We start from the raw sequence: 17231 nt of genomic DNA, 5'->3' as shown, positions 1-17231 counted from the left end.
GAATCGCCCATGCACCGCGGCGCACCACGTCGCATGAAAATTGTGTTATTTTCAAGGGAGGTAGTTGAAAATGATGATGGCTCAGGTAAGCCTTTACCCTCTGGCCCAGGAGGACCTGAATCCGGCCATTGAGGAAGTCTGGAAGACCTTTAAAGAAAGAGGTCTGCAGTACAGAATCACTCCTATGAGTACCTGTGTCTGGGCGGAAGAGGATGGACGGGTGTTCAGCGCTCTGGAGGAAGCCTTTGCCCGGGCCAGAGCTCACGGTAGTGCGGTTATGGTGATGACCGTAACTTCCGGAGGGAAGGTAAAAGCTCTGCTGGAATACTTGTAAGGAACAGTAGAGAGTTAGCATGGGTTACAGAGGCGACATGAATAGCCTAAAATAAGGGAGAATATCGCCTATGGATCACCAGGTAAGACAGTGAGGAGCAAAAAATGCAAATAGGTCTGATGAGTGATACCCATGGTGACCTGGAAGCGGTGAAGAAAAGCTTTCACATCCTTGACGGATGTGACTACATTCTGCATGCTGGAGACGTTCTGTACCACGGTGTCTTTAACCCGATCCTATCCTCCTACAGCCCCAAAGAGACTGCCGATCTGATCAATGAATCTCCCATACCTATAGTTTTCGCCCGGGGCAACTGCGACAGCGAAGTTGACCAACTGGCCATCAAATGGCCTATCCTCTCCGAGTTTTCCATTTTTAATTGGGAGGGAAAGTCCTTCCTGATCAACCATGGTGATAAGCGCAGTCAGGAAGAGCTGCTGACCCTGGCCCAGGAGGAAAAGTGCCACTTTGTTATCACTGGCCATACCCACATCTTCGGTTATCAGCTAAAGAACGGTATTTATCTGATCAATCCCGGTAGCCCCTCTCTTCCTAAAGGCCCCAAGATCAGGACCATAGCCGTTATTTCGGATGAGACACTCCGTTTCATCAACATTGAGGACGGAGAAGAGGTCTTGAGAGCCGAGACCGAGATGTAGAAACGGCAGATAGTTTAGGAAATCCGTATCTGGCAAAGAGGGCTGGCTGACGAAGAGGGCCAGATATGAAGCAGACGTTTTTGCTTCCTAGACCGCTCTCTTAGCCTTACCAGCCTTTACACATTTATTGCAGACCTTGACGACTTTGATTTTACCCTTATCCTCGACCCTTATCTTGCGTAGACTGGGTTCCCATCTCCGCAGGGTCTTTTTGTGGGAGTGGCTCACATTGTGTCCGTAAAGGGGCCGCTTACCACAGATATCACAAACCTGGGACATAAAAAATCCTCCTATATCCTTTAAATAGGTTATTCGGTAGTAGAATGCCTTCAGTTTGGCAATGGGTAGATAGTACCACAGCATTTTGGTTTAATCAATAAGAGAAAATGTGTTATGATTCTTTCTGAAGTGGGGGTCAAGATGAAAAAGAAAATGGGGTTGAAAGGGCAGGTCTAGTCGAGAAAAAACCTCTGGGAAGTTCGTTTCGTCCAGGAGGAAACCATGAGATATCTGCTGGGCTTCGACGTGGGCACTACTGGCACCAAGACGCTGGTCATCGATGAGGAGGGCAGGGTGATAGTCACTGCCTCCTCAGAATATCCTCTTCTGGCTCCCCGGCCGAACTGGGCTGAACAAAATCCGGCCGAGTGGTGGAAGGCCACTTGTGCCAGCATCGGCCAGGCTCTCACCCAGGCTCAGGTGGACTCCAAAGACATAGCCGCCGTGGGCCTCACCGGGCAGATGCACGGCTCTGTTTTTCTAGATGGGAATAACCAGGTTATCCGCCCCGCCATTCTCTGGTGTGACCAGAGGACTGCTGCTGAGTGTGAAGAGATCGAGGGGACTTTTGGGGGCCGGAAGGGGCTCATCGAGCTGACCAGTAACCCTGCCCTTACCGGATTTACCGCTCCCAAAATTCTCTGGCTTCGCCATCAGGAACCAGAGAACTACCAGCAGGTAAGAAAAGTTCTTCTCCCCAAAGACTACATCCGATTTCTTCTTACTGGAGAGTATGCCACTGATGTCTCCGACGCCTCTGGTACTCTCCTTTTTGACGTCTGCCACCGCCGCTGGAGCCCGGAGGTTCTGGAAGCTCTGGACATACCAGAGCAGTGGCTACCCTCCTGCTATGAATCTCCGGAGGTGGTGGCCAGGGTGAGTGCTCAGGGGGCCCAGGCTACCGGCTTGAGCGAGGGGACTCCGGTGGTGGCTGGAGGAGGGGATCAGGCGGCCGGAGGAGTGGGCAGCGGCATCGTCCTTCCCGGACAGGCTTCTGTGGTTCTGGGCACCTCCGGAGTGGTCTTTGTCTACAGCGAGGCCCCGGATTTCGACAGCGATGGCCGACTACACACTTTCTGCCATGCTGTTCCAGGAAAGTGGCATGTCATGGGAGTGACTCTGGCTGCGGCCGGTTCCCTTAGGTGGTACCACGATGTAATAGGGCCGGGTGAGGACATGCGCAGGCGCTATCCAGATTTGGGAGACTACGACCTTCTGGAAAAAGAGGCAGAAGAGGTGGAAGCAGGGAGCGAAGGACTTCTCTTTCTACCCTATCTTACCGGAGAAAGGACGCCTCACGCTGATGCCAATGCCCGGGGGGTCTTCTTCGGCCTGACCTATCGCCATGGCCGGGGACACCTGGTGCGCTCGATCATGGAGGGGGTAGCCTTCAGCCTCAGAGATTGTTTTGAGCTGGTTAAAGATATGGGAATCTCGGTGAAGAGATTGGTCATCTCTGGAGGGGGAGCGAGAAGTCCCCTCTGGAGGCAGACCCTGGCCGATGTTTTAGGCCAGGAGATCGTGACCATCAATGTGGAGGAGGGCCCGGCCTTCGGGGCCGCTCTTCTGGCGGGAGTAGGAAGTGGGATTTTCGGCAGTCTGGAGCAGGCGGTGGAGGCAAGCATCCATGAGGTTGGAAAGACAATGCCCCAAAGAGATAGCGTCAGAAGCTACGAGCAGCTCTACCAGATTTATCGTTCTCTCTATCCTATTCTAAAGAACGCATTTCAGGAGTTAGGGGAGGTCCAGAAGATTAGATAAATAGCGGTACAAAGAAATCAAATTTGGGAAAACATTAGAATTTCCGAAAACGAGGTCTTATTTCCCTGTGTTATAATTATGCCATCAACTGAAGGAGTCATAAATTATGAGACATCAGGCAGTAAAAGATAAAGCTCCTATTCATCCCTATATAAGCAGAAAAAAAGAGATATGTGACGGTAGTCCTATCATAAAACGGACCAGAGTCAGGGTTATTGATATCGCTATTGAGTACGATAGGCTTGGATACTCTCCGGATCAGATCGCCGATGCTCATCCTCACTTGGGTCTTTTCCAGATTCACGATGCTCTTTCTTACTACTACGAGCACCAAGAAGAGCTGGATGCAGAGATAGCTAGCCGAAAAAAAGCTCTGGCAGAACTAAGAAGAGAATTTGTCCCTAAGCCGGAAGAACCTGGTGAATAACGTTCTTCAGTATATACAATTGTGACATTAAGTACAGCAAGGCACCAAATACCTCTCTTAGAATCTTTCCTCAGCACAATTAAGTCTAACCTCCCCCTATGCTATAATTATTTCAGAAATCAAAGGAGGCATGATGGATGAAGATCACTAAGGATACCACTATCCTTGAGGCCCTACAGGCTCATCCCAGGTCCCGAGAAATCTTCATAAAACATGGCCTGGGCTGTATCGCCTGCATGGGGGCTACTATGGAAAGTATAGAAAGCGGAGCCCGCATGCATGGCATGGAGCCCGATGAGCTGGTACAGGATCTGAACAGGATCATTGAGGAGAACTCCGCGTCGGAGACACCCGTCCCATGATCTCTATCAAAAACGAGTACGGGGAAATTCGGATTTCCGAAGAGGCCATTGCTGACATTGCCAGTTGTACGGCCATGCAGTGCTATGGCGTGGTGGGTCTGGCTGGCCGAACCTTCCCCAAAGGGATTCCTGACTTTCTCAAGAAGTCTCTCAAGAAAGGAGTTCTGGTATCCCAAAGGGAAGATGATAGTTACGATCTGGATCTTTATGTGGTCATCGAATATGGGACCAGGCTGGCTGAGGTAGCCAGGAATCTGTGTGAGCAGGTCAGGTATCAGGTAGAAAGCATGACCGGAGCCAGGGTGGGACATGTAGAGGTGCATGTCCAAAGGCTAAAAATGGACAAGTAGGATGTGGGAAGATAGTAAAGCGGGATGGTTTAAGAGGAGAAGTTTGACCACATGAAACCCTCATGCCACACACGGCACAAACGAACATGAAACAGTCATGCCATGGGTGGCACAAAGGAGCATGAAAGTTAGGATGCATTTTCAGACGAAAAAGTTCCTCACCGCCGAAGATCTGGTCTGGATGTTCAAAAGGGGACTGGAGAATCTGAAAGAAAGTGAGGAGTACGTCAACGAGTTGAACGTCTTTCCTGTTCCTGACGGGGATACCGGGACTAATCTTGTTCTGACCATGCAGGCTGTCGTTGATGATATTGATTCCCTGGACAACCTGGATATGAGGACGGTGGCTGCTGCCATATCTCAGGCCTCTCTGATGGGCGCCAGGGGAAATTCGGGCGTTATTTTGTCGCAGATTTTCCGGGGTATCTGCGAGGTAATCCAGGATAAGGAGGCTATAGACAGCCAGATCCTGGGCCAGGCTTTGGACCGGGCCCGAGATATCTCCTATAAAGCGGTGATGAAGCCGGTAGAGGGGACCATGCTTACAGTCATCAAAGATGTGGCGGGAGCAGCATCTATCTACAGCAATGATAGCGTAGATCTGGTAGAACTTCTTGTTCAGTTGGTAGATGAGGCAGAACGCTCGGTGCAGGAGACCATTAACCTTCTGCCGGTTTTGAAAGAAGCCGGGGTGGTGGATGCAGGAGGTGTAGGTCTGCTGGCTATTTTAAGGGGGTTTTTGGACGTGGTGAGGGGTGAGAAGGAGCTGGTGAGGAGGGAAAAGGTAGGTGTTCTGAGCAGAGTTAGTCCTACCGCAGAGGATGTGGAGGAGAGCCTGGAGTATCGTTACTGCACGGAGTTCGTGATCAAGGGAGAAAAGATAGATTTGGATCACCTGAAAGAGGAAGTGAACAGGCTGGGGGACTGTGCGCTGGTGGTGGGTTCCCCCAACACGGCCAAAGTTCACGTCCATACCAACGAGCCCCATGCGGTCCTGGGCTGTGCTCTAAAGGAGGGCTCTCTCCATAATATCACAATTAACAACATGGACGACCAGGCCTCGGAGAGGGCCAAAAAGCTGGCCAGCAAAGAAGTGAAAGAAGTGAAGGAGTTGGGGGTTTTAGCCGTGTGCAGCGGTGAGGGGCTGAGGGAGATCTTCCTGAGCCTGGGGGCAGATGGAATAGTCAACGGGGGACAGACCATGAACCCCAGCACTAAAGATATCCTGGATACCGTGGAAAAAGTTTCCGCCAGGAGCATCTTCATCCTCCCTAATAACAAGAACATCATCTTGACCGCGGAGCAGGCAGGAAAGGTCTCGGATAAGAAAATGGTAGTTATCCCTACCAAATCCATCGCCCAGGGCATCTCAGCGATCCTTTCCTTTAACCAGGAAATGGATGTGGAAGAAAACCGTAAGTCGATGCTGGAGGCTATGGAGCGGGTTAAATCCGGGGAGATAACCTTTGCCATCCGGGATTCGGAGTCCAAAATAGGGAAAATTACCCGCCATGATGTCATCGGAATTTGCAATGGAGAGATAAGAGCTATCGGTCGAGATTTAGTGGAAACCAGCCTGCATCTCATCGGAAGCATGGTGGGAGAGGAGGATGAAATATTAACCATCTATAAAGGGGAAGGTTCCTCTGATGAAGACACTGAGCTTTTGGCTGATCGAATCAAGAAATTATACCCTCATCTGGAAGTAGAGCTCCACGAGGGCGGTCAGCCCCTTTATCCCTATCTTTTCTCTCTGGAATGAAACAAATAAACACGCTCGGCGCCAAAAGCATTGTCGATGTCAACCTTACCCCCAGCAGTGAGGCAGAGAGTTCTCTTTTCTTTTATCTCCCCAAGGCCAGGGAAGTACAAAATCAACTTCGGGTCTTGGGGGACTTGGGACAACTCCGAGGAGCTGTCAGCAGGACCAGGGGGAGAATGTCCCGTCTCGGACTCAGCTCTATATTGGATCTTCTTCTCCACTTTCCCAGGACCTATCTTGATCTGAGCACCATTAAGAAGATCTCCGAACTCCAGGTGGATAGCAAAGTTACCGTCATAGGCCAGGTCAGGACCATAGACAAGCGGAGATCTTTTTCAGGCAAGGATATTCTGCAGATAGTTATCTCTGATGGATCTGGCTATCTAATTGGAGTCTGGTTCAACCAGAACTATTTGGCTGATCTCTTTAAGGTAGGCGACCAGGTGGCTTTCAGCGGGACAGTTAAGTTTAACTATGGCAGCCTCCAGATAGTGAACCCCCTCTACGATGTACTGGACGGCCCGGGGACGGAGGAGACTGATGTTTTGAATACCTGTCGGATCATCCCCCTCTATCCCCTGACCGCGGGCCTGAGCCCCAGAACTTTCAGAAAGCTTATTTTCCGAGCCATAAGGGAATTCTCGGACTTTCTGGACCTCTTGCCTCTTACATTCAGGATGAGCCAGAACCTGGATCTGTTGAGCTCTGAGGCTCTGGAGCAGATCCATTTCCCTTCCGCCAAAAATCTCCTTCTCATCAGCAGAAGGAGGCTAATCTTTGAGGAACTCTTCCTTTTGGAATTCGCTTTAGCCATGAAGAAGAGATCTGCCTTCCAGCTTCCAGGCGTAGCTCTTTCTCCAGATAGAAAAATCCTGGAGTTTATGGAGGGCCTTCCTTTCCGTCTAACCCGGGCCCAAAGGAGGGTGATGGGCGAGATCTGGAAGGATCTCTCCCAGCCCCACCCCATGAACAGACTGATTCAGGGGGATGTGGGATCCGGCAAGACTATCGTGGCCATCATCGCCCTTATGACCGCTGTTTTCAATGGATATCAGGGAGCCTTTATGGTGCCCACAGAGATACTGGCTGAACAACACTACCAGCGCCTGTGTTTTCTGGTGAAAGACTGGGGGGTGAAGGTGGCTCTTCTAACCAGTTCCCTGACTCCTGGTCAGAGAAAGAGTTTCTATGAGGATATGGCCCGGGGAGAGATAGACATAGTGATAGGGACCCACGCCCTGATTCAGGAAAACGTGGCCTTCAGAAACCTGGCCCTGGCTGTAATTGATGAGCAGCACAGGTTTGGGGTGAGACAGAGAGGGAGGCTCAAGGATAAGGCTGTCTTTCCTCATCTTTTGGTCATGTCGGCTACGCCCATACCCAGAAGTATCTCTCAGACCATCTACGGGGATTTGGAGGTCTCCCTTATTGATGAGTTCCCGCAGGGTAAAAGGGACATTAAAACTATCCTGGTAGAGGAAAGCCACCGGGAGAGGGCCTATCAGTTGATCAAACAAGAGGTAGATAAGGGGAAAAAGGCCTATGTTATCTGTCCCCTCATCGATGAGTCGGACAAAATGGAGCTCAAAGCTGTTCTTCAGGAGACCGAATTTCTTCAAAATGTGGTGTTTAAAGACTATCAGGTGGGTCTGCTGCACGGCCAGATAAATTCAGTTAAGAAAGCCCAGATTATGGAAAAGTTCAGGGGCGATGGAGTAGATATTCTTATTTCCACCACGGTGATAGAGGTAGGAGTGGATGTGCCAGAGGCTACGGTTATGCTCATAGAAAATGCCGAGCGCTTCGGTCTGGCCCAGCTTCACCAACTGAGGGGCAGGATAGGCCGCAAAGGCGACCGCTCCTACTGCCTTCTTTGCGCTGATCTCAGGGAAAAGGAGGAGGCTAAGAAGAGAATCGATGCCTTTATTAAGATCTCCGATGGCTTCAAACTGGCGGAAAGAGATCTCTTTATCCGCGGGGAGGGGCAACTATTTGGGGAGAGGCAATCCGGTTTTCCCGATCTTAAGATTGCCAGCATGGTCCGACATAAGAAAATAATAGGAAAGGTAAGAGAGAAGGCCTTTGCCTTCCTGGAGGATCACCGTTTTCGCCGAAGCCAGAAACTACTTCAGGCGTGTTGCCACAGGCTTCTGCCCCCAAGGTTTTTTGAGGATCAGGGTTGACACTCCCCAGCACTAAAGTGCGGGGGTTCTCAGTTAGCTGAGCAACACAGGTGCCAGTTGAATCTGACGCCTGAGGCGGGTGCCATAACCGCTACTACAGGGATTTCTCCCTGATACTTTTGAGTCTAGAGAATCCTAAAGTTCGCCAGACATACCCACAACGTTTTACATCGCGTGGGATTGTGGCAATAACCTCATACGTTGTCAAAGTGCTACAAGGATGATAGCACATTAGGCGCAAAAAACAAGGGGCCATTCATCCCCAGCAATAAATTGCGGGGCTTTCTGGGCCTGATTTTGTAAAAGTAATAGAAAAACTTCTAGAGGTGGCACAGACATTTTGAGAGTAATCGCCGGAGTAGCCAGAGGGAGAAAGCTCAAAAACATAAGAGGTCTCTACATCCGGCCTCCTCTGGATCAGGTCAAAGAGAGCACTTTTGACATCCTCGGCCATTTGGTACAAGATGCCCAGGTCCTCGATCTCTTTGCCGGCACCGGGAGCCTGGGGGTAGAGGCTCTCAGCAGAGGATGCCAAAGGGTGATTTTTGTGGATAAGGATGAGAGGGCGGTGAGGCTGGTCGAAGAAAATCTAGAGAGAGTGGGCCTGGCTGATCCGCAGCGGGCAACAGTTTTAAAAATGGATGCTCTGGCCGCAGTGCGATATCTTGATAAGAGGGGGGAAAAGTTCGATTTGATTTTTGTTGATCCTCCATATAAAATAGGGAAGGGTATTTTAGAGGCTCTTTTTTATCTGCTCTCGACCACTGATGTCTTGAAGGATGAAGGAGAGATTATCCTGAAAATTCCCCTGGCCAGGAGGCAGGAGATGACTCCGGCCCATTTCAGTCCCATCAAGGAAAGGAGGTTCGGTCAATCGACCGTCCTTTTTTTAAGTAGGAAGCCCCGTTCCTGTTCATAGGAGAGGGGAGTTTACCGAGGGATTTTGGAGAAGGAATCGCCCCTGCACCGCGGCGCACCACGTCGCATGAAAATTGGGTTATTTTCAAGGGAGTTCGGGGTAGTGACCATAGCTGTATGTCCAGGAAGTTTCGATCCGGTGACCATGGGACATAAAGACATAATTGTTAGAGCGGCCAGGATGTATGAGCGGGTTATTGTCGCGGTGGCCGAAAGTCCGTCCCGCAAGGCTCCTCTTTTTTCTCTGGAGAAAAGGCTGAAATTTTTAAACAGCAGTCTTTTAGGGCTGGATAATGTGGGGGTAGCTGGTTTTGATGGCCTTCTGGTGGAATTTGCCAAAGCCAAAAAGGCCAGTGTTATTATCAAAGGGTTGCGGGCTATGACCGACTTCGAGTATGAATTTCAAATGGCTCAGATAAACCATAAACTCTATCCGGAGATTGAGACCGTCTTCCTGGTAGCCAGACCCCGATATTCCTTTCTGAGCTCCAGCACCGTTAAGGAGGTTGCTGTCTACGGAGGATGTTTAGACGATCTGGTGCCGGAGGAGATCCGGGGTGATATTATCCGATGTTTCAGAGAGAAGGAGTTTTGAGAATTTGATATGGCAGGAGGGAGGTAATGGAAACTTTCGAACAGATAGATAGGATTGAGAAGATGATCAGTGAGGCCCGCCGGCTGCCTTTCACCTCCAATATTATTGTCAACGAGGAAGAGATGTATGATCTGATCGACGAGCTGCGGCAGATCCTGCCGGAAGAATTCAAGCAGGCCCGCTGGATAGTAAAAGAGAGGCAGGAGATGCTGGAAGAGGCCAAAAAGGACGCCGAGCGGTTGGTGCAGGAGGCCATCGAGCGGGCTGAGAAGTTAGTGGGAGAGACAGAAATTGTCAAGAAGGCTACCAGGCAAGCCGAGGAGATCATAAGGGCGGCTGAAACAAGGGCCAGAACCATCAGAATGGAGGCCGAGGACTATGTGGATGAAAAACTGGCTAACATTCAGGCTATTCTGCACAAGCTTCTAACTACAGTGGAGAAGGGAAGAGAGCAGCTCCAGGGCAAGCCGGCCGAGGGAGAAGTTATGCCCCAAGCCTATTCAGAGGAGGGCTAGGGCCAACTCGCAGGAAAAAGAAGAGGTCACTGCTCTAGTAGAAGAAGAATGCTTTGTGACTGGCAAGGGGCGTCTGTTTCAAAATGAAAAATAGCAAATATGCCTTAGATCTGAAAGATTTTCTAGAGGACAAGAAGACCGCAGAGTTTCACATCCGGGACTATCTCCATTTCCCAAACCTTCTGCTTTCCGAAGAAGGATTCCAGGGCGATTTCCATATTCACCTACTGGTCAGTTGGGTGGAAGAGAAAATTCTTCTCTCGGGGTCTATAGAGGGTGAAGTGGAGACCACCTGTGTGAGATGTGCAGACCCGGCCCTCTTCCATCTCCAGACTTCCTTTACCATCCCTGTGGTAGGGGTCGCCAAAGACCAAGAGATGGATTTGGAAGACGATGAGGTGATCTATCTGGAGCATAATTTACTGGACGTGGAGCAGATCATAAGAGAGAATATAATTCTCTCTGTCCCTCTGTCCGTCCTCTGCCAAGAGGACTGCCTGGGTCTCTGTCCGGTCTGCGGGCAGAATAGAAACCTGGGTCAATGTGCATGCCAGCAAGAAACAACGGACATAAGGATGGAGGGGTTTCAGGAGAAGCTCTCCAGATTACTTAAAGAAATGGTGGTGAAAGAAGAAAGTGCCTCTACCCAAAAGGAAGATGTCCAAGTCTCGAAGAAATAAGAGACGTACCCATCAAAAACTGTCCCTGCCTTCCCTGGTTGAGTGTCCCCAGTGCCATGAAATGAAGGAACCGCATAAAATCTGCCTCCAATGCGGATACTATGAGGGCCGTGAGATCATAAGTGTGAAGTAGCGGTCTCTAAAGTCTAACTTCAAGGTTTAGTATGATCTTCGAACATCTTTTCTGCCCCTCCTCTGTGGCTGTCATAGGCGCAGCCAGAGAGGAGGGCAAGGTCGGTTATGAGAAGGTAGGTACTGGTGATGGATAGGAGATCACTGTTGGCACCAAGAATTATCGTCGATGCTATGGGCGGAGATTATGCTCCCAGGGAAGTAGTCCTGGGAGCTATTGAGGTCTTGAGATTCCTTCCCGGCCTGCAGATCATACTGGTGGGAAGAAGAGAAGAGGTGGAGAAAGTTTTGCAATCCGCGGGCTTCGCGGGGGATGCAATACATGTTGTGGATGTCCCTGAGGTAATCGGGATGGAAGAGCACCCCGTAGAGTCTATCCGTTCCAAAGAGGATTCTTCCCTGGTGGCAGGGTTGAAAATGGTGGCTGAGGGAGAAGGAGATGCTTTTGTCTCGGCTGGCAATACTGGAGCCTGCCTGGCCGCCTCTCTTCGGTATCTGCAAAGGATAAGAGGAGTTCTGCGGCCGGCTATTGCTGTGACTATTCCCAGAGGATCGCCCCCTCTGGTACTTCTGGATGCGGGGGCCAATGCCGACTGCAGGCCGGAGTTTCTGACTCAGTTTGCTATCATGGGGAAGGTATATTATAGATCCAGATTTGGAGTCAAGGAGCCCAAGATAGGCCTCATCAATATAGGGGAAGAAGAGACTAAAGGTAGTTCTCTCTACATCACAGCTCATGGCCTCCTCAAGGAGTCGGACCTTAATTTCGTGGGCAATGTAGAGGGCCGTGATCTTTTTGGATTCAAGGCTGATGTAGTGGTGGCCGATGGCTTCACCGGAAACGTGATTATCAAAACTATCGAGGGCACGGCTTCCATGATTCTTTCGCAACTGAAAGAGAAATTTACCCGAGATCTTCGTTCCAAGTTGGGCTCCCTGGCTCTTCTGCCGGCCCTAAGGGAAGTAAAGAGAAGTCTGGACTACCAGGAGTACGGAGGAGCTCTGCTACTGGGACTTAATGGCGTGGTTATTGTCGGCCACGGGAGCTCTCGGGCTAAAGCCGTAAGGAACTCCATCAAGGTGGCAGTGGAGATGGTCCAGGAGAAAACCGTGGAGAAAATAGCCAAGGAGATGGAGAGGGAGGTGAGGTAAGTGGGTGCAGAAGAGGAGATTTTGTCCAAGGTAAAGAGGATAGTTTCGGAGACCCTGGGAATTGATGAGGGGGAGATAAAGCCGGAGACTACCTTTGTCGATGGTCTGGGCGCCGATTCTCTGGACATCGTCGAGCTAATCATGAACTTCGAGGAAGAATTTGGCATCGAGATACCAGACCAGGATGCCGAAGGGATTTCTGCGGTAGGGGATGTGGTCAAATACCTGCAAGCCCATCTCTCCTAGGGATCGAATGTCAGAACAAAAGAAATTAGAGACAATATATCAATGGGTCAAAGAGCAGGGAGTCAACTTCCGCAACCGGCCTCTTTTGATCCAATCCCTCACCCACAGATCCTATCTTCACGAGAAGGGCGACTTTTCTCAGGCTAATGAGAGTCTGGAGTTTGTGGGAGATTCGGTCCTATCTCTGTCAGTTACTCACTACATTTATACCAGGCTTGGCCAGGTCGATGTGGGAGACCTGGCCAAGCTGAGAGCCAGGCTGATAAGTGCCCCTGTTCTTGCTGAAGTAGCCAGAAGGATCGGCCTCAAGGATCTGATACTTCTGGGCAGAAACGAGGAGGAAAACCAGGGGAGAGAGAAAGACTCCATACTGGCTGATAGCCTGGAAGCCTTTATCGGGGCCCTGTTTCTAGATAGGGGTCTGGAAGAGGCTGATAGATGGATAAGGAAGGTCTTCGGACAAAAGATCGAACAGGAGATTAAAAGGCCCACCATGGTGGACTACAAAACCACCTTTCAGGAGAAAATGGCCAGGGAGGGGGCTGGCGAGATAGTTTATCGGGTCACCAAAGCCATTGGTCCCGACCATAACAAAACCTTCTACGTTCAACTTCAGGTTGATGGTCAGGTCTGGGGAGAGGGTTCAGGTAAAAGCAAAAAAGAGGCCGAACAAATAGCAGCCCAGGAGGCCTTGAGAAAGATAGCAGACATAACCAGTGAGGATAAGTCCATATCATAATGTGTCCCACAACAGGTCTAGCGGCGTTATGTGTATCATAAGCAGAATTCTCCCCCAGGTTAGGACAGTCTTGTGAGGATAGAATACTTACCCCCTTATCATCATTCGCTATTAGAGGAAAAAATTTGTATCTGGAAAAGGTAGTCCTCAAAGGATTTAAGTCTTTTGCCGAGAAGACGGAGCTTGTCTTTGAGCCTGGCATATCAGTCATTGTCGGGCCTAATGGCAGCGGCAAGAGTAACATTGTGGAGGCTATTGCCTGGGTCCTGGGGGAACAAAGAGTCAAAAGCCTTAGGGGCACCAGGATGGAGGATGTGATCTTTGCTGGCAGTCCCAGCAAGAAGCCTCTGGGTATAGCTGAGGTCAGTCTGGTTTTTGATAACTCGGACCAGCGTATTTCCCTGGAGTTCAGCGAAGTCGCCATCACCCGCCGGGTATATCGGGCTGGAGGGTCGGAATATTTTTTGAATTCTGCCCCGTGCCGCTTGAACGACATTCTGGAAGTAATTTTTGATGCCGGGATGGGTCGAGAACTTCATTCCATTGTCTCCCAGGGAGGCCTGGAAGAAATTATCCTGAGTAAGCCCCTGGATCGGAGAATGGTAATTGAAGAAGCCTCGGGAATCGTAAAGTTCAAGAGGAGAAGAGAGAAGACCCTTCGAAGGCTGGAGGCTACCGAGGAGAATCTTTTACGGGTAAAGGATATATTAAGAGAGATCGATAAAAGGATCACCCCCCTGAAAGCTCAGGCTAAAAAAGCAGAAGAATGGACTAATCTGGAAAAAAGACTGAGGGAGGTGGAGATAGACCGGAGTCTGGCCTTGTTACAAAGACTTAACGTGGAATTGGAGGGATTAGAGGAGGAGAAGCGTAAAAGGCTTGAGGGACTGGGTAGTATAGCAAAGCTGATGGAGGAGAAGATCCGGAGGGCCGAAGATCTGGACAGTCGCCTGCCAGGATTTAGGAACAGTTATGCATCAATGCTGGAAAAAAGGAGCCGACTACAGAAAGAGCAGGGGCGTCTGGAAAGCCTTCTCTTGATGACTGCCAGCAAGGAGAGCTATCTGAAAAGAGACCTGGCCTCAGTCCGGGCCGAGGCCCAATCTCTGGATCGAGATTTGACCGAGGTAGCCCAGAAGGAAGAGGAGCTGCAGTTGGCCAAGGACCTGTTCAATCAAAAGAATATAGAACTAAAGGAACTCAGAGAGAAGGCTGGTAAGATCCAGATGGAGATGGGTCTTCTGGATATAAAGAGGAAGAATAACGGGAGACTTCTGGAGAAAACTGCTGGCAGGATGGACGGAGCCATCACCAGAGCCAAAGAGGAACTGGAGAAGATGGATCTTCCTGGAGTAATCAGGGAAATCAAGAAAAGCGACTCCCTGCCAGGTTCGGAGAAGTACCAGGAGATAATCAGGGCCCTCAACTCTCTGGAGGTAGTAATTATTCCTGCCCTGAAGGAGATATGTCAGCTCAATGAGGAGAGAAAGAACCTCTCTCTTTCCTCCCTGTCTTTAGAAGAGGAGGTGAGGGTTCTGGAAGCTGAGGAAAGGGAACTCCAGCAGAGGAAGATGGAGCTCAAGGTTGATATAGGAACGGTGGGAGAGAGGATAGTGAGTTATGAATCTCTTCTCAAGGGCAGGAGGACGGCGGATCTGCATGGTCGGAAGGAAACTCTCCAGAAAGAAATTACCGGGCTGGAAAACTCTCTGAATTCGGTCCGAGAGTTAGGAGAACTTGGACGGAGAATGAAGAAAACAGAGGACCTGTTCAGGAAGGGGCTGGAAGGGGAGCTTGCTGATCCTCAGGAATACCAGGTTTTCCGCCAGGAGCTCCAGAAGGTGCAGAAGGAGATCTCCGATCTGAGATCCAGGCAGGAGCAGGAGAGGGAAGAGGTGCACCGGATAGAGCTGGCCATGACCGAAGCGGGGGTAAAAAGACAGGAACTGCTTAGCGAGATGGAGGAGAAATTTGGTTCCGCCTGGTCTATGGCTCAGAGAGAAGGGCGAGCCGTCTCCGACATAGAGGCGTTGGAGCGGGAAATTTCCGATATCAGGAGGAGGATGGGAACCATAGGACCCGTTAACCCTCTGGCTGCCGGCGAGTACGCCAGGGAGCTGGAAAGGAGAAACTTTCTGCTATCCCAGATAGAAGATCTGGAGAAGAGCAGAGACTCTATTAGAAAAATCCTCAGAGAGATCGATCTGAAGACAGAGGAAATGTTTTATAACTCCTTCGAAGAAATTGACCGTCGATTCAGGGATATCATAAAAGTCCTCTTTCCTGAAGGAGATGGCTGTCTGGAAGTAGATGATGAAGAGGGCGGGATAGAGATTCACATCAAGAATGGCTCCAAGAGGTCTGACAAACTTTCTCTTCTCTCGGGTGGGGAAAGAGCGCTGGTATCTCTGGCCTTTCTTTTCGCCATTTATGAGGCCAGACCCAGCCCCTTCTATGTTTTAGATGAGGTAGATGCTGCTCTGGATGATGTTAACCTGGCCCGCTTTATCGCGCTTTTAGAGAATTTTAAGGAAAGACATCAGGTAATTGTAGTCACCCACCAAAAGAGGACCATGGAGATAGCTGACGTTCTCTACGGAGTATCCATACGGCCCGATAGCATATCCAAAGTTATTTCAGAGAAGGTAGAAGAGAGATTTATAACTGCTAACTAGTTCACATTGAAAACCAGGTTGGTACCGTGGGTCAGAGCAAAATCTACTCGCGGGCCCTCTACCTACACTCTCGCGATACCTCATTTTTCCTGTGAAAATGCATCTTAATTTTCATGTTCCTTTGTGCCCTTGTGGCATAACGGTTTCATGTTATCAGTGTGAACTACGCCGAGAGGAGAATATAATGACAGAAAAAATTCTATTAGATAGGCTAAAACAAGCCCTGACCAGGAGCAGAAGGAATCTGTCTGAAACTCTGAATATAATCATTTCCAGGTTCAAAAGTGTGGATGAATCTATTTGGGAGGAGATAGAAGAAGGGCTAATCCTGGCTGACATCGGAGTTGCTACCACCCTCTATCTAATTGAGTCGGCCAGACAGAAAGTGGCCAGAGGTAGAATAAGCGACCCCCAAAGAATAAAGGATATTCTGAAGGAAGAGTGCACCAAAATCCTGGCCGAGAGTAGTCAGGGGTTGTACTTCTCTGAGGTCGGGCCCACCGTCTATTTAATGGTAGGGGTAAATGGCGTGGGCAAGACTACTACCATAGCCAAGATGGCCCACATGTTCAAGGGAGAGAACAAAAAAGTTATGATCTCCGCTGCTGATACCTTTCGGGCCGCGGCCATTGAGCAGATGGAAAACTGGGGTGATCGGGTAGGGGTAGAGGTGGTGAGTCACCATCGGGGTGCTGATCCCGGAGCAGTGGTCTTCGACTCCCTGAAGGCGGCCCAATCCAGGGGAAGCGACCTCCTTATCATAGATACAGCAGGACGGATGCACACGTCACACAATCTGGTGGCCGAGATGGTCAAGATCAAAAAGGTCATTGCCAAAAGTATGGGAGGTGCACCCCATGAGGTTCTCCTGGTTCTGGATGCCACCACCGGACAAAACGCTCTCTCGCAGGCTAAGATCTTCAACGATGCTCTGGGGGTGACGGGCATAATTCTGGCTAAGTTGGATGGTACAGCCAAGGGTGGGATTGTCCTTACTATCAGCAACGAGCTGAAGATACCTATCAAGCTGGTTGGATTCGGGGAGAAGGTAGAAGATCTGGCCTATTTTGAGCCCCGGGTTTTTGTAGAGTCTCTCATTGAGTAAGGTAATTCCCACATAACTAATACTGTGATATGATCCGTTTATGCCTAATGAACAAGCAATATCCTTGGCTACTAGTCTGCCAAAAAGTAGGCGATTTTTTGTCAAACTCAGAGGGGGTGGGAAAGGGGTCTGTCTCTGGTGTGGGCGAAAAGCTAGATAAAATCCTAAGATCAATTAAGGAGGAAAATAGTTATGGCTTTGGACAAAGTGGTAGCTAAAGAACAGTTGACTGACCTGGTCCGGCGGACGGTTGGGGCTTGTAACAAAATAAAGTTGACTTTTTGTACCGGCCATGCCAAAAAAAAAGCATGGAGAAAAGGATAAAAGAAGAAGTTATGCTGAAAGTATTATCAACTC

Annotated in this window: 20 protein-coding genes; 19 read left to right on the top strand and 1 reads right to left on the bottom strand. The window is 49.9% G+C overall.

Annotated elements, in window-relative coordinates; all coding sequences use genetic code 11:
• Positions 1–70 precede the first annotated feature (70 nt).
• Both HW443_RS04875 and yfcE read left to right on the top strand, forming a co-directional pair.
• Positions 71–334, top strand: coding sequence for a YkoF family thiamine/hydroxymethylpyrimidine-binding protein (locus HW443_RS04875; RefSeq protein ID WP_176235971.1), 264 nt, complete (start codon positions 71–73; stop codon positions 332–334).
• 104 nt (positions 335–438) lie between these two features.
• The gene (gene yfcE / locus HW443_RS04870) at positions 439–993 is read left to right on the top strand and encodes a phosphodiesterase (protein WP_176235970.1); all 555 of its coding nucleotides are present in this window, start codon (positions 439–441) and stop codon (positions 991–993) included.
• 87 nt (positions 994–1080) lie between these two features.
• Here the strand turns inward: yfcE and rpmB are convergent, their stop codons facing one another.
• Positions 1081–1272 carry a 50S ribosomal protein L28 gene (gene rpmB, locus HW443_RS04865; RefSeq protein WP_176226553.1) on the bottom strand — a complete coding sequence of 64 codons (192 nt, stop codon included), beginning with the start codon at positions 1270–1272 and terminating at the stop codon, positions 1081–1083.
• Positions 1273–1494: 222 nt separating this feature from the next.
• Here rpmB and xylB point away from each other — a divergent pair, with 222 nt between their 5' ends.
• From xylB to HW443_RS13290, 17 genes are all read left to right on the top strand, one after another.
• Entirely contained in the window at positions 1495–3033 is a 1539-nt protein-coding gene (xylB, locus tag HW443_RS04860) for a xylulokinase (RefSeq protein ID WP_176235969.1), read from the top strand.
• A gap of 106 nt (positions 3034–3139) precedes the next feature.
• A complete protein-coding gene (locus HW443_RS04855; RefSeq protein ID WP_176235968.1) occupies positions 3140–3460 on the top strand; it encodes a DUF433 domain-containing protein in 321 nt (106 codons plus the stop codon).
• Positions 3461–3597: 137 nt separating this feature from the next.
• Positions 3598–3822, top strand: a complete 225-nt coding sequence (locus tag HW443_RS04850; protein ID WP_176227243.1) for a DUF1858 domain-containing protein — start codon at positions 3598–3600, stop codon at positions 3820–3822.
• Complete coding sequence (locus HW443_RS04845) at positions 3819–4172, top strand: Asp23/Gls24 family envelope stress response protein (protein WP_176235967.1); 354 nt, start codon at positions 3819–3821, stop codon at positions 4170–4172. The genes HW443_RS04850 and HW443_RS04845 overlap by 4 nt, the downstream gene beginning before the upstream one ends.
• Positions 4173–4293: 121 nt before the next feature.
• Positions 4294–5934, top strand: a complete 1641-nt coding sequence (locus HW443_RS04840; protein WP_176237953.1) for a DAK2 domain-containing protein — start codon at positions 4294–4296, stop codon at positions 5932–5934.
• A complete protein-coding gene (gene recG / locus HW443_RS04835; protein ID WP_176235788.1) occupies positions 5931–8117 on the top strand; it encodes an ATP-dependent DNA helicase RecG in 2187 nt (728 codons plus the stop codon). The genes HW443_RS04840 and recG overlap by 4 nt, the downstream gene beginning before the upstream one ends.
• Positions 8118–8457: 340 nt before the next feature.
• Positions 8458–9036: a 16S rRNA (guanine(966)-N(2))-methyltransferase RsmD gene (gene rsmD, locus HW443_RS04830; protein WP_176235789.1), complete on the top strand. Its 579-nt coding sequence runs from the start codon at positions 8458–8460 to the stop codon at positions 9034–9036.
• A 102-nt stretch (positions 9037–9138) separates the two neighbouring features.
• Complete coding sequence (coaD, locus tag HW443_RS04825) at positions 9139–9630, top strand: pantetheine-phosphate adenylyltransferase (RefSeq protein ID WP_176226815.1); 492 nt, start codon at positions 9139–9141, stop codon at positions 9628–9630.
• Between the two features lie 26 nt (positions 9631–9656).
• The gene (locus HW443_RS04820; protein ID WP_176235790.1) at positions 9657–10145 is read left to right on the top strand and encodes an ATPase; all 489 of its coding nucleotides are present in this window, start codon (positions 9657–9659) and stop codon (positions 10143–10145) included.
• Positions 10146–10228: 83 nt separating this feature from the next.
• Positions 10229–10825, top strand: coding sequence for a YceD family protein (locus tag HW443_RS04815; RefSeq protein ID WP_176235791.1), 597 nt, complete (start codon positions 10229–10231; stop codon positions 10823–10825).
• Complete coding sequence (gene rpmF, locus HW443_RS04810) at positions 10782–10958, top strand: 50S ribosomal protein L32 (RefSeq protein ID WP_176226812.1); 177 nt, start codon at positions 10782–10784, stop codon at positions 10956–10958. The genes HW443_RS04815 and rpmF overlap by 44 nt, the downstream gene beginning before the upstream one ends.
• A 146-nt stretch (positions 10959–11104) precedes the next feature.
• Entirely contained in the window at positions 11105–12109 is a 1005-nt protein-coding gene (gene plsX / locus HW443_RS04805) for a phosphate acyltransferase PlsX (protein WP_258188963.1), read from the top strand.
• 18 nt (positions 12110–12127) lie between these two features.
• Entirely contained in the window at positions 12128–12355 is a 228-nt protein-coding gene (locus HW443_RS04800; protein ID WP_176235795.1) for an acyl carrier protein, read from the top strand.
• 7 nt (positions 12356–12362) lie between these two features.
• Positions 12363–13094 carry a ribonuclease III gene (gene rnc, locus HW443_RS04795; RefSeq protein ID WP_176235793.1) on the top strand — a complete coding sequence of 244 codons (732 nt, stop codon included), beginning with the start codon at positions 12363–12365 and terminating at the stop codon, positions 13092–13094.
• A 125-nt stretch (positions 13095–13219) separates the two neighbouring features.
• Positions 13220–15769, top strand: coding sequence for a chromosome segregation SMC family protein (locus HW443_RS04790; RefSeq protein ID WP_176236876.1), 2550 nt, complete (start codon positions 13220–13222; stop codon positions 15767–15769).
• Positions 15770–15953: 184 nt separating this feature from the next.
• Complete coding sequence (ftsY, locus tag HW443_RS04785) at positions 15954–16874, top strand: signal recognition particle-docking protein FtsY (protein ID WP_219853518.1); 921 nt, start codon at positions 15954–15956, stop codon at positions 16872–16874.
• Positions 16875–17066: 192 nt separating this feature from the next.
• A complete protein-coding gene (locus HW443_RS13290) occupies positions 17067–17198 on the top strand; it encodes a hypothetical protein (RefSeq protein WP_258188964.1) in 132 nt (43 codons plus the stop codon).
• The last annotated feature ends 33 nt before the right edge of the window (positions 17199–17231 follow it).

The organism is Candidatus Hakubella thermalkaliphila (assembly GCF_013281975.1).
In the GTDB taxonomy this organism is placed as follows: Bacteria; Actinomycetota; Humimicrobiia; order Hakubellales; family Hakubellaceae; genus Hakubella; species Hakubella thermalkaliphila.
This window is presented reverse-complemented; position numbering and strand designations above follow the sequence as displayed.